Origin of the sequence: Halothiobacillus sp. (genome assembly GCF_027346185.1) — a bacterium.
Classification (GTDB): domain Bacteria; phylum Pseudomonadota; class Gammaproteobacteria; order Halothiobacillales; family Halothiobacillaceae; genus Halothiobacillus.
Map to the genome: position 1 here is coordinate 1 of NZ_DAIESY010000083.1, position 15,575 is coordinate 15,575.

20 protein-coding genes are annotated in these 15,575 nt (G+C 53.7%); 4 read left to right on the plus strand and 16 right to left on the minus strand.

Features of this window, described 5'->3' with window-relative positions; all coding sequences use genetic code 11:
* On the minus strand, window positions 1–448 hold a 448-nt coding region (locus M7R55_RS06440; protein ID WP_298219530.1), incomplete at its 3' end, for an aminopeptidase P N-terminal domain-containing protein.
* A gap of 16 nt (window positions 449–464) precedes the next feature.
* Window positions 465–1,022, minus strand: coding sequence for a UPF0149 family protein (locus tag M7R55_RS06445; protein WP_298219531.1), 558 nt, complete (start codon window positions 1,020–1,022; stop codon window positions 465–467).
* A 209-nt stretch (window positions 1,023–1,231) separates the two neighbouring features.
* Here M7R55_RS06445 and M7R55_RS06450 point away from each other — a divergent pair, with 209 nt between their 5' ends.
* Together M7R55_RS06450 and M7R55_RS06455 are read left to right on the plus strand one after the other, a co-directional pair.
* Complete coding sequence (locus tag M7R55_RS06450) at window positions 1,232–1,504, plus strand: hypothetical protein (protein WP_298219532.1); 273 nt, start codon at window positions 1,232–1,234, stop codon at window positions 1,502–1,504.
* 5 nt (window positions 1,505–1,509) lie between these two features.
* Entirely contained in the window at window positions 1,510–1,815 is a 306-nt protein-coding gene (locus M7R55_RS06455; RefSeq protein WP_298219534.1) for a cell division protein ZapA, read from the plus strand.
* 103 nt (window positions 1,816–1,918) lie between these two features.
* Here the strand turns inward: M7R55_RS06455 and M7R55_RS06460 are convergent, their stop codons facing one another.
* The 5 genes from M7R55_RS06460 to lgt all read right to left on the minus strand — a co-directional run bounded on the left by M7R55_RS06460 (window position 1,919) and on the right by lgt (window position 5,062).
* Entirely contained in the window at window positions 1,919–2,365 is a 447-nt protein-coding gene (locus M7R55_RS06460; RefSeq protein WP_298219536.1) for a hypothetical protein, read from the minus strand.
* 99 nt (window positions 2,366–2,464) lie between these two features.
* Entirely contained in the window at window positions 2,465–2,998 is a 534-nt protein-coding gene (gene folA, locus M7R55_RS06465) for a type 3 dihydrofolate reductase (RefSeq protein ID WP_298219537.1), read from the minus strand.
* Window positions 2,995–3,414, minus strand: coding sequence for a phosphate-starvation-inducible PsiE family protein (locus tag M7R55_RS06470; protein ID WP_298219539.1), 420 nt, complete (start codon window positions 3,412–3,414; stop codon window positions 2,995–2,997). The genes folA and M7R55_RS06470 overlap by 4 nt, the downstream gene beginning before the upstream one ends.
* 29 nt (window positions 3,415–3,443) lie before the next feature.
* Window positions 3,444–4,238, minus strand: coding sequence for a thymidylate synthase (locus M7R55_RS06475; RefSeq protein ID WP_298219541.1), 795 nt, complete (start codon window positions 4,236–4,238; stop codon window positions 3,444–3,446).
* Window positions 4,235–5,062 (minus strand): prolipoprotein diacylglyceryl transferase, encoded by an 828-nt coding sequence (lgt, locus tag M7R55_RS06480; RefSeq protein WP_298219543.1) that lies wholly within the window; start codon window positions 5,060–5,062, stop codon window positions 4,235–4,237. Before lgt ends, M7R55_RS06475 begins: the two co-directional genes overlap by 4 nt.
* 122 nt (window positions 5,063–5,184) lie before the next feature.
* On the opposite strand from lgt, the gene M7R55_RS06485 reads away from it, so the two are divergent.
* The gene (locus M7R55_RS06485) at window positions 5,185–5,598 is read left to right on the plus strand and encodes a hypothetical protein (protein WP_298219545.1); all 414 of its coding nucleotides are present in this window, start codon (window positions 5,185–5,187) and stop codon (window positions 5,596–5,598) included.
* A gap of 64 nt (window positions 5,599–5,662) precedes the next feature.
* Here M7R55_RS06485 and M7R55_RS06490 read toward each other — a convergent pair whose 3' ends face one another.
* The 5 genes from M7R55_RS06490 to M7R55_RS06510 all read right to left on the minus strand — a co-directional run bounded on the left by M7R55_RS06490 (window position 5,663) and on the right by M7R55_RS06510 (window position 11,410).
* Window positions 5,663–5,965, minus strand: a complete 303-nt coding sequence (locus M7R55_RS06490) for a hypothetical protein (protein WP_298219546.1) — start codon at window positions 5,963–5,965, stop codon at window positions 5,663–5,665.
* A gap of 135 nt (window positions 5,966–6,100) precedes the next feature.
* Window positions 6,101–8,443 (minus strand): nitric oxide reductase activation protein NorD, encoded by a 2,343-nt coding sequence (locus M7R55_RS06495; protein ID WP_298219548.1) that lies wholly within the window; start codon window positions 8,441–8,443, stop codon window positions 6,101–6,103.
* A gap of 122 nt (window positions 8,444–8,565) precedes the next feature.
* Window positions 8,566–9,369: a CbbQ/NirQ/NorQ/GpvN family protein gene (locus M7R55_RS06500; RefSeq protein ID WP_298219550.1), complete on the minus strand. Its 804-nt coding sequence runs from the start codon at window positions 9,367–9,369 to the stop codon at window positions 8,566–8,568.
* Between the two features lie 200 nt (window positions 9,370–9,569).
* Window positions 9,570–9,926, minus strand: coding sequence for a ribulose bisphosphate carboxylase small subunit (locus tag M7R55_RS06505; RefSeq protein WP_298219552.1), 357 nt, complete (start codon window positions 9,924–9,926; stop codon window positions 9,570–9,572).
* Between the two features lie 62 nt (window positions 9,927–9,988).
* Entirely contained in the window at window positions 9,989–11,410 is a 1,422-nt protein-coding gene (locus tag M7R55_RS06510; protein ID WP_298219553.1) for a form I ribulose bisphosphate carboxylase large subunit, read from the minus strand.
* 146 nt (window positions 11,411–11,556) lie between these two features.
* Here M7R55_RS06510 and M7R55_RS06515 point away from each other — a divergent pair, with 146 nt between their 5' ends.
* Window positions 11,557–11,913 carry a hypothetical protein gene (locus M7R55_RS06515; protein WP_298219554.1) on the plus strand — a complete coding sequence of 119 codons (357 nt, stop codon included), beginning with the start codon at window positions 11,557–11,559 and terminating at the stop codon, window positions 11,911–11,913.
* A 264-nt stretch (window positions 11,914–12,177) separates the two neighbouring features.
* Here M7R55_RS06515 and M7R55_RS06520 read toward each other — a convergent pair whose 3' ends face one another.
* The 4 genes from M7R55_RS06520 to M7R55_RS06535 form a co-directional block, all read right to left on the minus strand.
* Window positions 12,178–12,618 (minus strand): DUF2237 domain-containing protein, encoded by a 441-nt coding sequence (locus M7R55_RS06520; RefSeq protein WP_298219555.1) that lies wholly within the window; start codon window positions 12,616–12,618, stop codon window positions 12,178–12,180.
* A 74-nt stretch (window positions 12,619–12,692) separates the two neighbouring features.
* On the minus strand, window positions 12,693–13,334 hold the full coding sequence (locus tag M7R55_RS06525; protein WP_366881161.1) for a glutathione peroxidase: 642 nt from the start codon (window positions 13,332–13,334) through the stop codon (window positions 12,693–12,695).
* A 30-nt stretch (window positions 13,335–13,364) separates the two neighbouring features.
* The gene (locus M7R55_RS06530) at window positions 13,365–14,867 is read right to left on the minus strand and encodes an exonuclease domain-containing protein (protein ID WP_298219557.1); all 1,503 of its coding nucleotides are present in this window, start codon (window positions 14,865–14,867) and stop codon (window positions 13,365–13,367) included.
* 27 nt (window positions 14,868–14,894) lie between these two features.
* Window positions 14,895–15,575: DASH family cryptochrome (locus tag M7R55_RS06535; protein WP_298219559.1), on the minus strand; the 681-nt coding region annotated here is incomplete at its 5' end.

The window sequence follows — 15,575 nt, forward strand, 5'->3', positions numbered from 1 at the left end:
CCAGCCATCCCAGCGCACTCTGCATCAGTTCGTGATCGGAGAAGGGCAGCGTGATGCGCTCATAGCCGACGAGCAATTCTGGAAGTACATCGTCAAGCTCATCCAGCGCGAAAGCCTGATCGGCGCCGTACACGCGTCGCGCACCTTCAAGCCCGGCACGCGGGCCGTCCCAGCGTGCGCGTTCGGGGTCGTTTGGATGCAAGAACAGGATGACCTCACCCTCCGCCCGCTTGGGGCAAAGCACAAGCAGTGCGTCCGGTTCATTCAGCCCCGTGAGGTAAAGAAAATCGCTCGACTGGCGGAACGGGTAGGGATTGTCGTTATTACGAATGATCTCTGTCGTTGCAGGCACCAGGACTGCAGATTTGCGGCCGACTATTTTCAACAGGCGCCGTCGACGCTTGCCGTATTCAGATTGATCCAGTGCACTCAACGTATTGACGGCCATGTGATCTTCCTTAAGTTTAGTGGGGGCGTGACGCGGTGCCGTCACTGGGAACGGGCGGATGTATGTTGATGTACATCACAATCAGGGCCGCGCTCAGATAGTTGATGATCTCGTACAGGTTGATCTCATCTTCTTCATCATCGTGCGTATGATCGACTTCATCATCCAGCGCGGCGATCGCCTGCAGATCATCGAATACTTCTTTGGCTTCGGGCGAGAGTTGGGCCGGGTCGGGGCCTTTGCCGATAGCGTAGCCATACAGCACACTCTGTGCGAACTCGATCAGTGCCATCAGGCGGTCGCCAAAGGGTTGATCGTCTTCCGGGAAAATCAGACTCAGGCCGAGATTGTCTGCGGTGGTGATCTGATTGATGACCTCGGCGTACATGGCTTTCAGACTCGCTGGCATGATGTTTGGTGATGCCTCGTCTGATAATTCGGACAACCATTCCGACTCCGACGCATGTCCTTTGCCCAGCCATAGTCCGATCAGGGTTCCCTGTGCTTCACTGGGGCTGAGCACCGCGTCGATATCATGTAAATCGTCTCTGAGTTGGGGATAATGAACAGGCATAAACACTCGCTAGAAAAAATTCGCCAGCAGACTGGATGAGTTCTTGGGAAAGGGATATTGTCAGCGTATTGGCGACAAAATGATAGACTGGACCAGTTCGTGATCCCTCCAATTGTCCTGCTTGGTGCTTTTACCGTCAGAAAAGTCGCATCAAAACTCACTTGGGTTCAGAACGGTTTATTCATACTTTACTATTCAGGAAAATGCGCATGTCAGCCGCCACCGCCGACTCATCTGACCAGCACTCGATTGATAACGACAACCTTGCCGATTCGATGGCTGGCGGCGCGTCGGCTGATCCACTTACCTTACGAGTAGAACGTCTGATTCAAACCTGCAAGACATTGGATCGCCGGCGAAGGGAATATCAGGAAACCGCCGATCGACTCGCGGAAGAAAATACGCAACTCCGGCGCGTTTTGTCGCATACACAGCAGCAAATACAACAACTGGTCGAACAGATCAGACAGATGGAAGAATAGACCGTATGAACAGCGCTTCAAAACCACTCACCGTTCGTATTCTTGAAAAGGACTACCGGATTGCCTGTCCGCCAGAAGAGCAGGCCATCCTGTTCCGTACGGCCGATTACGTTAATCAGGCCATGGCGCAGGTCAAAAAGAACAGCCAAACACTCAGCACCGAGCGTGTCGCCGTGCTCGCTGCCCTGAATATCGCGCGTGAATTGATTGAACATAACCCCGCCAGCCTGCGCCAACCCACCCACGATGAGCATTCGGAAGAGCTAATCGAGCGGATTGACGCGGCATTGCAGGAATTCGGTCAACCCTGAAGTTCAGCCCAACCCGCGCAGGCAACTGGATGAGCGATCGACGTGACAGCGCATCGGGTGTGTCCGGGTGTATATTCCATCGCCAATCCGCGGCGCGGGCCAATCAATGCGAGGGGTTTTGCTCTTCGGCGCGAATCAACGCGGGCCAGAACTGTCGCAATGCATCAAGAGGAACAGGCGAGGGGGATTGCAGATAACGCTCCGCGCCGGGAAGGAGACTTGGATGCTTCTTGGTCATGGCCTGCATCCAGTTCAAATCGCGAAATGATAGAAAACCATTTTGTAATCGAACGGACCATGCCAACGTCTTGGCAATGATTTCTGCCGGTGTCAGACTGAACCAGACCGCTGCCATCAGTACGGGAATGCCAAGCCACGGATAACCTGAGGCCTGATTGACCAGCAATAGCCATTGCATCAGGAAAAACCCACCCGCAAGCGCCATCAATGTGGCATAGATGTATCGGTTCTGATTGACAACCGCATACAGACGGTTGAGTCTTTCGATCAGTTCGGGTTGGTAATTGAAATCATCGCGTAAATCGATCATGGATGCTCCTAGCACGCTTTTTGGCGCTTGGCGGCTGTAAAAGCTGATGTGACGATGATATGACATGCAGCGCGCGACTGCCACATTGAATTGTCTGCGTTAAATAGACTTCGATTCAGGCGTGTCGGATTTATTCTTGTGCGTGGTGATGCGCTGCCAGGTCATGAAACTGTATGGGAAGGGGTTTTCTGTATCAGCGGGATGATTTTCTTCGATAACCAGACGCCAGTCGCGACGGTTGTACGCTGGAAAAAAGGCATCACCATCATCGATGGTCGTGTGTACCAGCGTGAAATAGAGTCGATCCGCACGCGGCAGAAACTGGTAATAAATATTCGCGCCACCAATCACCATGACTTCTGGGGCCTGATCTGCTGCTTCGAGGGCTGCATCCAGGCTATCAACGACCGTCACCCCTTCGGCGTGAAAATCGGGATTCCGGCTGATCACGATGTTTTTTCGCCCCGGCAGCGGGCGGCCGATGGAGTCATAGGTTTTGCGCCCCATGATAATCGGCTTGCCCATGGTGATCTTTTTGAAGCGCTGCAAATCGGCCGGTAGCGACCAAGGCAGGGCGTTGTTGCGCCCGATGACCTGATTGCGCGAAAGTGCGGCGACTAATCCTATTTTCATGACTGATCCGATGATCCGCCCGGGAATCTTGCGGAACTGAACTTGATGACGAGAATGGCGATGGCCAGCAAGGCAATGGCGCCAGTATAGGTAATGATGGTGATATTGCTCATGGTTTTGATATCGACCACGAGCACCCGGGTAATCGCGGTGATGGCGATATAGATCAAAAACCGCACGGGCATACGCTTGGTCTGGAAATAAATCCCGATCATCGCGAGTATTTCAAGGTAAATGAAGAACAGGAGCAGGTCGTCGAGAGACGGCGTGCCCTTGTGCAGGATGTCGATGACCGATGCGGTGGTTGACCAAAGCACGGCCACCCACAAAACGAACAAGAGTAAAACGTGGGCAATGTTATTGAGCTCGTTGCCGAGCTTTTCGATGAACTTATGACCTGTTGATAAACCCGACATTTTGTGGCCTCGCTCTGATTTTGGCCTGATTATACGGCAACTGGAGCTGCGATATGCGGCAAGGGTGCATAGTATTCAAGCACGAAATCATCGAATACGAACGACTCGATTGAGCGACGTTCCGGATTGATTCTCATGGTCGGTAATTTGCCCGGTGTGCGCTCAAGTTGGGTATGCGCCTGTTCAAAATGGTTGTGGTAGATGTGCGCATCGCCCAGTGTATGGACGAACTCGCCGGGCGTCAGATCGGTGACCTGCGCAATCATGAGGGTAAGCAGGGCGTAACTTGCGATATTGAATGGCACACCCAGGAAAATATCGGCACTGCGTTGATAAAGCTGGCAGGAAAGCTTGCCATTGGCGACATAAAACTGGAACAGCAGATGGCAGGGCGGCAGCGCCATATTCGGCACATCCGCCGGGTTCCAGGCCGTGACGATCAGGCGGCGCGATTCTGGGTTTGTCTTGATGTCGTGGATAACCTGACTCAACTGGTCGATGGTGCGGCCATCGGGCGTGGCCCAGGAGCGCCATTGTTTGCCGTAAACCGGTCCAAGGTTGCCTGCCGCATCGGCCCACTCGTCCCAGATTCGTACGCCGTTTTCCTGCAGATAACGGATGTTGGTGTCGCCCTGAATAAACCACAAAAGCTCATGGATAATCGAGCGCAAGTGCAGTTTTTTGGTGGTCAGCGCTGGGAATCCCGCTTCGAGGTCAAAACGCATCTGGTGTCCAAATAGGGATCTCGTGCCCGTCCCGGTACGGTCCCCCCGATCAACGCCGTGCTCCATTACCTTCTGAAGTAAATCGAGGTATTGCTTCATTTGTTTTTCTCCGAAACAGTAGGCGCATTGAGTGGTCGATCCATGATGTGTTTGTGATAGGCATACCACAACATGGCGAGGCCAATCAGAACCATGGGGAACGAAAGGACTTGCCCCATGGTGAGCCAGCCGCCCCACAAGTAGCCGAGTTGTGGGTCGGGCTCGCGCACGAATTCAACCAGAAAACGGAATGTGCCATAGAAAATCAGGAACACGGCTGAAACGGCCATGCGCGGCCGCGGCTTCATTGAAAAGAAGAAAAGGATCAAAAACAGCAGAATCCCTTCGGCAAAGGCTTCATAAAGCATTGAAGGCTGTCTTGGCAACGGGCCGCCGGTCGGGAAGACCATGCCCCAGGGAAGCGTCGTTACCTTGCCCCACAATTCACCATTGATGAAATTGCCGATACGCCCGGCGAACAGGCCGATCGGTACCAGTGGCGCAATGAAGTCCATCAAGGTAAAGAAGTGCAGTTTGTATTTGCGGGCGAACAAGGCCATGGCGGTCATGACGCCGATCAACCCGCCGTGAAAGCTCATGCCGCCATCCCAGACCTGGAAAATGGTCAAGGGATGGTGAATCAGCTCTGGCGCCTGATAAAACACCATATAGCCGATTCGACCGCCCAATATGACACCAAGCGCACCGTAAAAAATAAGGTCGTCTACCAGTAATGGACTCAGTGGCCAGTCGGGTTTGGCGGCGCGGTAGCGCCCAAGCGCCCAGGCACCGACAAAGCCCACCAAGTACATCAAACCATACCAATGTACTTTCAGTGGACCAAGGGACAGGGCGACGGGATCGATATTGGGGTAAGTCAGCATGAAGAGGCTCTGTCGGGGCCATTTCTGGCGTAAATTTCGGGCTAAACTCTAACAGGAATTGGTTATTCGAGCATGAGCATTTCATTTTCGGATTGGACAACCACTGAACGGGAGGGTGCGTGATGGAAATCTCTTTGTATCGTGATGAAGCCGTGTCGTCCGCGTCACGAACCCTGCGGGCGCAGACCTACAACATGGGGCACACCCTGCTGGCAAAAAATCCCGATGGTGTGGTCTTTCTACCTATTCGCAGTATGCAGTTTCTGGCCATTCTCGATGCCGAAGAGTGGGTGTTCGTCGACGGTGAAAAGAAACATCTGATCGAGGTAGCCTGGCAGAAGTTCCGTCCCCAATCACGCTCTGCGATAGATGAGGCGGTGCCTTTTGAGGCGATGTTTTACACGGAGGAAGGCCCGGGGTTGATGTCGCGCCTTGAATCGGCCGTGCATGAAGCCTTGCTTCAGGAAGTCAATCGGATGCAATACGAAAAGAAGCAGGGAGAAGTGCTGCCTTTCAGAAGTAAAGAATCAAGTTAGAAGAGAAGGTGCGCCTAAACAGAATCATATGAAGGCATGAGCGTTCAGCGCACCAGCGACAAACTCAGTCGTCATCCCCCAGTTCAGGATCCCAGCCTTGGCTGCGACCACGTGCGATGGCTTCTTCATTGATGCGCATGAATTTGGCTTGCAACTCTGGCGGCAGGCGGCTTGGCAGATGGGCGTAGGGTTCCCAGGCGGCATACACTTTTTCGTATAGAACCTGGATCTGCGCAGGTAGCCAACCCTCGCAGGTTTCTGTTTCAGGAATCAGATCAAATACCCATGCATCCCGGATGACTTTGGCGATATGGGTCATGCCGCCCTGTTCATCGTTATAAATGCCGACATAGGTTTTCTGGTTCATGCGTTACTCGAAAAAAGTTAAGGAACCTTTGATTTAATCAGAGGTTCATGAAGAAAATAAAAAAAACACTTTTTGATTTTCGCCCTCTGAAAACGCCAGGATGGCGTTATTCAGAGCTTACTTAAGGGGAGCGAATTATCGCGTCAGGCCAGCATACAGCAACGGCAGCTTCTCAGGCAGTCGCTCGACTTGATCGACCACCATGTAGTTACGTGCGCCGAAGATACGTGAGACATACTGATCCGCGCGCGGGTCAAGGCTCATGCAGTAGGTGATGACGCCACTACGCGCCGCTTCCTCAACCGCCTTCTTGGTGTCCTGACGCAAGTATTGCGGATCACGGACATCAATATCCGCCGGTTCGCCATCGGTGATCACGAGCATCAGCTTCTTGGTAGAGCGTTGCTGCTTGAGATAATGGCTGGCGTGGCGGATCGCAGCTCCCATGCGAGTTGAAAGCTGACCGGTCATTCCCGCGAGTTTGGCCTTTGCTTCGTCGTGATAGGACTCGTTGAAATCCTTGAAGCGATAGTACTCGACATCATGGCGCCCATCGGAGCAGAAGCCATGAATCGCAAATGGATCACCAATCTTGGCAATGGCATCGGCCAGCAGCACGCAGGCCTGTCGTGTCAGATCAAGCACAGTGTGATCCTGACCGACAACCTTATCATTGGTCGACTCGGACAAATCCAGCAGCACCATCACGGAAATATCACGGGTTTTACGGACAGAACGCATCATGATGCGTGGATCGGGCTGGTTCCCCATACGAATATCGATCATGGCGCGAATGGCGGCGTTGATGTCGACCTCGTCACCGTCTTCGAGCTTGCGAATGCGCTGCACGCCCTGTGGTTGCATGGCATCGAGCAGGAACTTCATGCGGCTGATTTCGCGCTTGTAGCGGGCGGCAATGTCATCGATGAGGTCGAGCTCACCGAATTTGGGACGTTTTTCCAGCACGGTGGCCCAGCTTGGCCGTTCATGCTGAATCTGGTAATCCCATTCACTGTAGTGGTAGGGCGCGGAAACCGGTTCCTTGCCTTCCATCTCGTTGTAGCTGATGCCGTGATCTTCGTAGGGGAAGAGTTCCGTGCCCAGAACCCAGACTTCCTGCGGGTTGTCGTCGATCAGTTCGCTGTCGATCTCGTTGACCATTTCCATGACGGAAACTTGCTTGCGAACGGTCTGTACCTTGTCGTAACCGGCCTCTGCCGCCTTGTCGAAATCGAATTCCTCGAACGCCCAGAAGTAACGGTTGTCGTCACGGTACGGAGCGGTCAGGACATCGGTCCGCTGCTGGAACGGAATGCGCAAGGACATCAATTCATGAGCAAGAATAACGCCGTTATCCCATGAGAACTGATTGTCTTCCAGGCGATGTTGTTCGGCGGCGAGCAGCTCCCGCGCACGTGCCACCAGCGGATGATCATCGACGAACTTCGGGTCCAGCAGAGCGCGGGCGATTCGATTCAGGTAGTCCCCGAGCGTGTTGCCCTGCGTGGCCGGTATGGTGTGAAATTGTGACCAGATCGGGCGCAAGCCGGGGAATTTGTTGATGGCCAGTTGTTCGACGCGCGCATCTTCAAATACGGAAATCACCGCCATTTGCAGATTGTTCAGGTTCTCGGCGGAAATCGGCTGTTGGGTGTAGACCACATGTGCAGCCGCATGGGCCGCCGCTGCGCGATAGAGGGTGAGCCCGGAAATCGGTTCCTGACCTTCGATGACGAAATCATCATAGGCGTCGGGAAGATGCAGCAGATAATCTTCGATGTACGGTTTGTACCCCTCACGCTTTTCAAAGTCGCCCGAAGTCGGGCGCATGAAAAAGTCGCGAGCCCAAAGCGCGCGCAGATACATGTTGATCCGACGCTGAACATCGACGAACAGGGTGCCTTTGCGCTCCTGTTGCATCATGGCGAGCGATTCTTTCGACTCCAGGCCGAAATAACGAATCTGTTCGGCGTAGTTGGTGCGATGCACCTGCGCGCCCCAGCTCGACCAGCGGCGAAGGCCGCCCAGCGTAAGGTGCGCGAACAGCGTGTCCAGGTTCTCCAGCATCGGGCGAACACCGCGCGGCGCGGTGGCCACCAGGTTGTTCAGCAACAAAAGATATTTTTTGAACAGTTCGGCATCACCCAGACGCTCGGCTGCGGTGGGGGCTGTTGCCAAAACGAGCTCGATGACGGTCCCACTCGTTTTTGAAGCCATCATCAGGGCCGATTCTACGAGATCGGGAATAACGTCTTCACCCAGGGTACGGGCAATGCCCGGCGCGTTCTGGATGAACGTAGACACCATCTCGTGGCCACGGCCAAGGTTCTTCAGAGACAGTGCGCCGCCAAGATACATATCCAACCCGCGCGGGCTGAATACGCGTGACGCTTCCTGCCATGAGGCTTGCAGAATTTCGCGGGAATGCTCGGAAAGTGCGCCGAGTTCTTCCTCGTACTCATCCAGTTGAATGGACATGATGCTCCTCCAAAGAGGCTAGGCGGGGCCAGTCTGACTGGCAGGGACCCGCACCGCCGTAAACCGGGATTTGGGTATCGGATAGGTGTAAAGCGATATCCGGGGGAACGAATTCTTCTTGATTAGAAGTAGGTCGATACCGCCGCATCCAGCGCATCACGCATATCCGGGTCATCGGTAATCGGACGCACCAAGGCAACACGGCAGGCCGATGCCGGGTCGACATTCTTCGAAATCAATGACGCCGCGTAGATCAGCATCCGGGTTGAAATGCCTTCGTCCAGACCATGACCCTTGAGGTTGCGCGCACGTTCTGCGATCGACACGAGCTTGTCTGCCACTTCAGCAGGAACATTGCCTTCGTGTGCCACGATTTCGGTTTCGGTCGCGTGTTCGGGATAGTTGAAATCCAGCGCGCCAAAACGTTGTTTTGTGGACTGCTTCAGATCCTTCATCAGAGACTGGTAGCCGGGGTTGTAGGAAATGACCAGCTGGAAGTCCGGGTGGGCGTGGATCAATTCGCCTTTCTTTTCCAACGGCAGTTCACGCCGAGCATCGGTGAGCGGGTGGATGACGACCGTGGTGTCCTGACGTGCTTCGACCACCTCGTCCAGATAACAGATGGCGCCATGCCGGGCGGCGATGGCCAGTGGGCCATCCTGCCAACGGGTGCCTTGTGCATCGAGCAGGAAGCGGCCAACCAGATCGGACGCGGTCATGTCTTCGTTACAGGCCACGGTGATCAGTGGCTTGCCCAGTTTATAGGCCATGTATTCGACAAAGCGGGTTTTGCCGCAGCCGGTGGGGCCCTTGAGCATCATGGGCATCCGCACGGAGTAGGCGGCTTCATACAGTTCTACTTCGTCCGCTACGGGGCGATAGTAGGGCTGCTTTTGCACACGATATTGGTCCATAAGATCAGACATGACGGCTCTCCTGTTGGTTTGCGGAATCACTTTTGCTGAATGGTCTGTACAAAAAGTCGGCGCTGCATTGTTTGAGGATCAAGGCATCCCCTGGCACCGAGGATCCTGTGCAGACTATTCAGAAAAAATGGTTCAAAAGGCCCTGAAAATCCCGCCTCGGAGGGCGGGTCAAATTCATTCGCTCGAATTTATCGGGTCAATTACACGGTCTTGCCGCGGAAAATAACCATTGAAGCACCCTGGCTTTGCGTGAAGTTGTTGTAGCCGATCAGACGAACATGGTTATCTGGATTGGCTTTATGGCAAGCTTCCGCTTCGCTTAGGATTTTGTCGACATCGGTCTCGCCGAACATCGGCAGCTTCCACATGTACCAGTAGGAATCCATCAGGTGCTCCGGCTCGGTGTGTTCAATCGCCGGGTTCCAGCCTTGATCGACAATGTACTGAACCTGTTTTTTCATCTCATCCTTGCTCATGGCCGGCAGGTACGAGAAGGTTTCGAACTTGCGGCTGGCCGGATCGCTCAAACGTGATTTGTAGTCTTGCATTTCGCTCATGGAAATAACTCCTGAAATTTGTGGCTAACCTGGGTTGGTGCAAGCCAACCCAGGCAGTGGCATTACTTGTGGGCAACGTCCAGTTTGTCGACGGTGTCGAATTCAAACTTGATCTCTTTCCATGTTTCCATGGCGATCTTCAGTTCTGGGCTGCTCTTGGCAGCTTTTTCCAGAACGGCCTTGCCTTCTTTTTCGATCTGAACGCCTTCGTTACGTGCTTCGACGCAAGCTTCCAGCGCAACACGGTTTGCAGCCGCGCCAGCAGCGTTGCCCCAAGGGTGACCCAATGTGCCGCCACCGAACTGCAGAACAGAGTCGTCACCGAAGATGTTCACGAGTGCCGGCATGTGCCATACATGGATACCGCCCGATGCAACCGGGAATACGCCTGGCATTGAGCCCCAGTCCTGATCGAAGAAAATGCCACGTGAACGATCTTCCTTAACAAAGCCGTCGCGCATGATATCGATCCAGCCCAGAGTGGCTTCGCGGTCGCCTTCCAACTTACCGACTACGGTACCGGAGTGCAGGTGGTCACCACCAGACAGACGCAGTACTTTGGTCAGCACACGGAAGTGGATACCGTGGTGCGGGTTACGGTCGAGCACGGCGTGCATCGCACGGTGGATGTGCAGCAGCATGCCATTATCACGGCACCAGTTGGCCAGACCTGTGTTCGCAGTCAAACCGCCGGTCAGGTAGTCGTGCATGATGATCGGCGCGCCGATTTCTTTCGCGTATTCCGCACGCTTGTACATTTCTTCCGGTGTCGGCGCGGTCACGTTCAGGTAAGAACCCTTGCGTTCGCCTGTTTCAGCTTCGGCCTTCAGGATGCCTTCCATCACGAAGTCGAAGCGATCACGCCAGCGCATGAACGGTTGGCTGTTGACGTTCTCGTCGTCTTTTGCGAAGTCCAGACCACCGCGAAGCACTTCGTATACGGCACGGCCATAATTCTTGGCGGACAAGCCCAGTTTAGGCTTGATGGTGCAGCCCAGCATTGGACGGCCGTACTTGTTCATTTTGTCGCGCTCGACCTGAATACCGTTTGGCGGGCCACCGCAGGTTTTGATGTAGGCGATCGGGAAGCGAACGTCTTCCAGACGCAGGGCGCGCAGTGCCTTGAAGCCGAATACGTTACCAACCAAAGAGGTCAGTACGTTCACCATCGAACCTTCTTCGAACAGGTCGATGGGGTAGGCAACGAATGCGTAGAAGCAAGTGTCGTCGCCCGGTACGTCTTCGATGTGATACGCCCGGCCTTTGTAGTAGTCAAGGTCGGTCAAAAGGTCGGTCCATACGGTGGTCCAGGTGCCGGTTGATGATTCTGCCGCTACAGCAGCTGCCACTTCTTCACGGTCAATACCCGGTTGTGGGGTGATCTTGAAGCACGCCAGGATATCGGTATCCAGTGGGGTGTATTCGGGCATCCAATAGGTTTGCCGGTATTCTTTAACACCAGCGTTGTACTTTTTAACTGCCATGAGTTCCTCCGGTAAAGGGGTCGGTTTGCGCGAAATGCCCCAGCGGCCTGACGCGTGGAATGCATAATGCCGAGTCTATATCATCAATAACAGTCGATATTTTCTATTTTAGAGATAGATATAAATCTATGTATTGTAGCGGGGGGGTGTCGGTAGGCGTACTGCCGTATTCCTGTACGGATGAAGCAGTTGCAACCGCATATCTGTTGAGACGGGGTCTGTCGGTAACCCAAGACAAGGGTATCGAGCATCGCTTAAGCCCACCAAACTCTCCGCAGACCAACGGCATGGTGGTACCCGAGGGCCAAACCCCGAAGGGGCTTGTGGCAGGGATGCCACAAGGGAACGAGAGGAGGGACCAGCGTTTTAACGGGCGCATCAGTGAGTTGTTGCAACAAACCCACATCTCTTTGGTCGAGCTTGAAACCAGGCCTATGGGTTATGCTGATGCGAATATTCACCGCATCCCACAACGGGCGCTGAATCACCAAACTCCTAACTAATCCTTAAATACGTAGCAGGACAAATGCCCTGATTTGTTTGTTTCAAAGGTTAATGATCAGACGGGTCTCGACAGAGGTGGGTGATCCGGCTTGTCCGTTCACCACCTTGTGTTGGGCGTTTTTCGATCAACAAGAACAGCGTTTTACCAAGTATCCCAGACTGGGTATCCCAGACTGGCGTTTCAAGTAAAAAAGCAAAACTACAAAACACGGGATGAATGTGCCGCAATCCGTGCTCAGGCACGAAGACTCAAGAATGGGACGTTATTTGGTTACTGTTTCAGTTGGGTTGATCAAGTGCCGATTCAAATCACTGGCAAACAAAGTCGCCAGCACCCCATAACTGGTCGCGTTTGGATTGACGGGCGGGGCCACGCCCGCGTCAAGCGCTTGCTGCCAGCGACCGGCGCACAGGCACCAAAAATCGCCCGGTTTTAATCCCGGGAATCGGTATTCCGGCCTCGGTGTGATCAGATCATTCCCCTGACTCAAGGTATAGTTTAAGAACGCTTCAGTCATTTGTGCGCACACACCGTGCATGCCCAGATCCGCAATGGATAAACGGCAAAAACCGCTGCGGTCGGCACCGGCGCCCAAGGCTATGGAGCAAGGCGTTAATGGTTGTCCATAAACATTTTGTTCAAACGCTTTGTTTGAATAAGTATCGGGTGGCACTACAGGTTGGGTAATTGGTTGAGCACTCATGGCAATAGGAACTTCCCATATTAAATTAAGGCCTGCCAACAAACCGGCCGCAAGTAAAAACGTCAATCGAATCGTCATGAGGCCTTCGCCGCAAGTGCTTTTTCGATGATGGGTTGGAGCGCCTCGGGTGTGGCGGAGGAACCATAACTGCCAATCAATTCACCATCTCGGCCAACCAAATATTTATGAAAATTCCAAGTGGGATAATCACCACCAGCAGCGCTGGCCAAAGTTTTGAAGAGTGGATCAGCATCATCTCTTCTGACTTTACTTTTGGCGAACATCGGGAATTTGACGCCATAAGTGAGTTCACAGAAATCCTTGATCTGTTTTTCATCTTTGGGATCTTGCGCAAAATCGTTGGACGGAAAGCCCAAAACCGCAAATCCCTGATCTTTGTATTGCGCGTACAGTTGCTCCAAGCCTTTGAATTGCGGCGTAAAGCCGCAATAGGACGCGGTATTGACCACGAGCACCACATCACCGGCGTAGGTTTTACATAGATTCACTTCCTTATCGTCATCGAGTGTGCGAACCGTAAAATCAAGCAGCGGGCAAGATTGCGCCCAGGTAGGTATTGAAAGACTAAGGGCACCTAGTGCACAGCTTTGCAAAAAATGACGTCGTTTCATTGGCTGATCTCCCTTAAGCAGACATAAGCAATCTAAAAAGTGCGGATTGGACTCGGTGGCACCGTTCGCGTCGGTGCTATACAAATCCTATACAAGAATAGATCAGTTTGTGACTTATAACAGGCGGCTGAAAGAGCTATTTAAGCCGCCTGTTATTGGAACGGCATCAAAGAACGTTTGTACTTCGTCGAGCGAGTAATCGTGTGAAGGCAAGACGATCAGGTTGGCGGGGTTCAGGTGGCGCAACAGAATCTGGTAGGTATCGCGATCAAACGCCGGTTGGGGCTGTTTGCTTAGTTCAAGGAGATTGGTGGCGTTCTCAGCCGAGCCCCAATGCACCCATTGATCAATCAGATGAAGCACGGATTTCGTATCGGCTGATGATTCACGCACGAGGATAGGGCCATTAAACGGCCAACGCTTGATGCGTAAGCCCTCAAGCGCCGTGGCCAAGCGCAGATCGTGTTGCAACGGGGATTCTATGCCCACACAGGCACCGCGGCAGCGTTTGAGTTGATGCGAAAAGCACGGACCGGAGCCGCTTTGTAACCCCAGACGAATATCACATAAGCCGTGTTCTTTCGCCAACGTTTGCAATTTAAGTTTTGCTTGAGCCGCACTTTGAAAGGTGCCATAACAGCCTTCGATCGCCACGTTCTCCCCCCGCAGGATGCGGGGCGGTTTGTTCACACCAAATTGCCAGAACAGCGTGCAGAGTTCACGCCTGCGCCGCAGCCGGCGGTTCAGCACGGGGCTTAAGGTTTTGATTAATCGCGATTCAAGCAACAGGGCAGATAGCTCGCCCGGCGTTTCAATCCATTCGATGTGCCGCGCTTCCTGAGCCAATCGCATTTCTTTTTGCTGGCGATGATCGTTGCGAAAATGATCCAGCACGCGCTGACGAAGATGAATGCTTTTACCGATATAAAGCGGGAGTTGCCCTTCGCCATAAATCAGATAAACCCCCGGTGTATTGGGGATTTCACCCAGGCGCTCGGGCGGCAAATGCGGCGGCAGGCTCGGCTGTTGGCGTTGCGCGCGACAGGCGGCGAGCACGTCATCCAGCCGATCTTGCACCAAGGTGGTGATGAAATCAGCCACCACCTGCGCATCGCCCAAGGCGCGGTGGCGCGCCGAACATGTTAGCCCAACCCGTGCCATCACCGAATCGAGGTTGTGCCGCCGATCTTGCGGGAATAATTGGCGAGAAAGCTTGACGCTGCACAGTACGCGCGGGTTAAAGCGTATGCCCTCCCGGCGAAACGCCTGTTTGAGGAAACCCAGATCAAACCGTGCGTTATGCGCAATGAGAATATGGTTTTCGAGCTTTTCAATCAGGGCCGTGGCCAGTGACGAAAAACGGGGTTGATGGGCGACCATCGCATTGCTGATGCCGGTTAATCGGGTAATGTGCGGCGGGATGGTGCAGCCGGGGTTAATGAGTTGCGACCATGTGCTTTGGCTGCCATCGGGATGAATAAACACCACGCCGATTTCAGTGATGCGATCGCGTTCGGTATGGCCACCCGTGGTTTCAAGATCAAGGCACGCCAAGGGTTGGCCTAAGCCTGCGACCAGCTGGGCTAAAAATCCATCGGCTCTTGCTGGGGTATTCATAATGCGTTCAGCCCAAACCCGTTTAAGTTATGCCCAAAGCGCACGGTAATGCCCCTGCGGGTCGTAATCGTTGGCTTGTTTATCGGGATTGAAGCGGCGGCTACCGCGTGGATCGGTGCCGTAACCGGCCAAGTAGAGCCAGTTGCCCTGATTGCTGCACACATCGTAATCCACCAGTTGTGATTCAAACCAAGCCGCCCCCGCACGCCAATCGCAGCCTAAATCGTGAATTAAATAACTGGCCACCACTTGCCGCATGCGATTGGATAAATAACCGGTGTGCGCCAGTTCGGTCATGGCCGCATCGATAAAGGCATGGCCTGTTTCGGCATTCATCCAAAGCGTAAATTGAGCCGAATCATGCACAGGAGCCGGGCGATGCGGCGCTAGCCCGCAAGCACGATATAACCGCGGGCCGTATTTGAGATGAAGAAACCGAAAATAATCTCGCCATAACAGCTCAAACCACAGCCAATAGCTGCCCTCGTTAGCCCCCTGTTCGCGTTCAAACTGCTGCAATGCCGCATAAATTTGCCGCGCACTGAGGACGCCTAAAGCCAAATACGGCGACCATTTGCTCGAATAATCTACCCCAATGAGCTGATTGCGCGTCGCTTTGTAGGTATGCGGTAAACGGCGAGCGAAATACTGCGCCAAATGCGCCTGGGCACGGGCTTCATCCACCCGGCAAGTCGCGTCAAAATAGGG

Bases quoted from the DNA above. Each gene is read 5' to 3' on its own strand.
- M7R55_RS06445 (WP_298219531.1), bottom strand. From the start codon at position 1,022: ATGCCTGTTCATTATCCCCAACTCAGAGACGATTTACATGATATCGAC.
- M7R55_RS06450 (WP_298219532.1), top strand. From the start codon at position 1,232: ATGTCAGCCGCCACCGCCGACTCATCTGACCAGCACTCGATTGATAAC.
- M7R55_RS06455 (WP_298219534.1), top strand. From the start codon at position 1,510: ATGAACAGCGCTTCAAAACCACTCACCGTTCGTATTCTTGAAAAGGAC.
- M7R55_RS06460 (WP_298219536.1), bottom strand. From the start codon at position 2,365: ATGATCGATTTACGCGATGATTTCAATTACCAACCCGAACTGATCGAA.
- folA (WP_298219537.1), bottom strand. From the start codon at position 2,998: ATGAAAATAGGATTAGTCGCCGCACTTTCGCGCAATCAGGTCATCGGG.
- M7R55_RS06470 (WP_298219539.1), bottom strand. From the start codon at position 3,414: ATGTCGGGTTTATCAACAGGTCATAAGTTCATCGAAAAGCTCGGCAAC.
- M7R55_RS06475 (WP_298219541.1), bottom strand. From the start codon at position 4,238: ATGAAGCAATACCTCGATTTACTTCAGAAGGTAATGGAGCACGGCGTT.
- lgt (WP_298219543.1), bottom strand. From the start codon at position 5,062: ATGCTGACTTACCCCAATATCGATCCCGTCGCCCTGTCCCTTGGTCCA.
- M7R55_RS06485 (WP_298219545.1), top strand. From the start codon at position 5,185: ATGGAAATCTCTTTGTATCGTGATGAAGCCGTGTCGTCCGCGTCACGA.
- M7R55_RS06490 (WP_298219546.1), bottom strand. From the start codon at position 5,965: ATGAACCAGAAAACCTATGTCGGCATTTATAACGATGAACAGGGCGGC.
- M7R55_RS06495 (WP_298219548.1), bottom strand. From the start codon at position 8,443: ATGTCCATTCAACTGGATGAGTACGAGGAAGAACTCGGCGCACTTTCC.
- M7R55_RS06500 (WP_298219550.1), bottom strand. From the start codon at position 9,369: ATGTCTGATCTTATGGACCAATATCGTGTGCAAAAGCAGCCCTACTAT.
- M7R55_RS06505 (WP_298219552.1), bottom strand. From the start codon at position 9,926: ATGAGCGAAATGCAAGACTACAAATCACGTTTGAGCGATCCGGCCAGC.
- M7R55_RS06510 (WP_298219553.1), bottom strand. From the start codon at position 11,410: ATGGCAGTTAAAAAGTACAACGCTGGTGTTAAAGAATACCGGCAAACC.
- M7R55_RS06520 (WP_298219555.1), bottom strand. From the start codon at position 12,618: ATGAGTGCTCAACCAATTACCCAACCTGTAGTGCCACCCGATACTTAT.
- M7R55_RS06530 (WP_298219557.1), bottom strand. From the start codon at position 14,867: ATGAATACCCCAGCAAGAGCCGATGGATTTTTAGCCCAGCTGGTCGCA.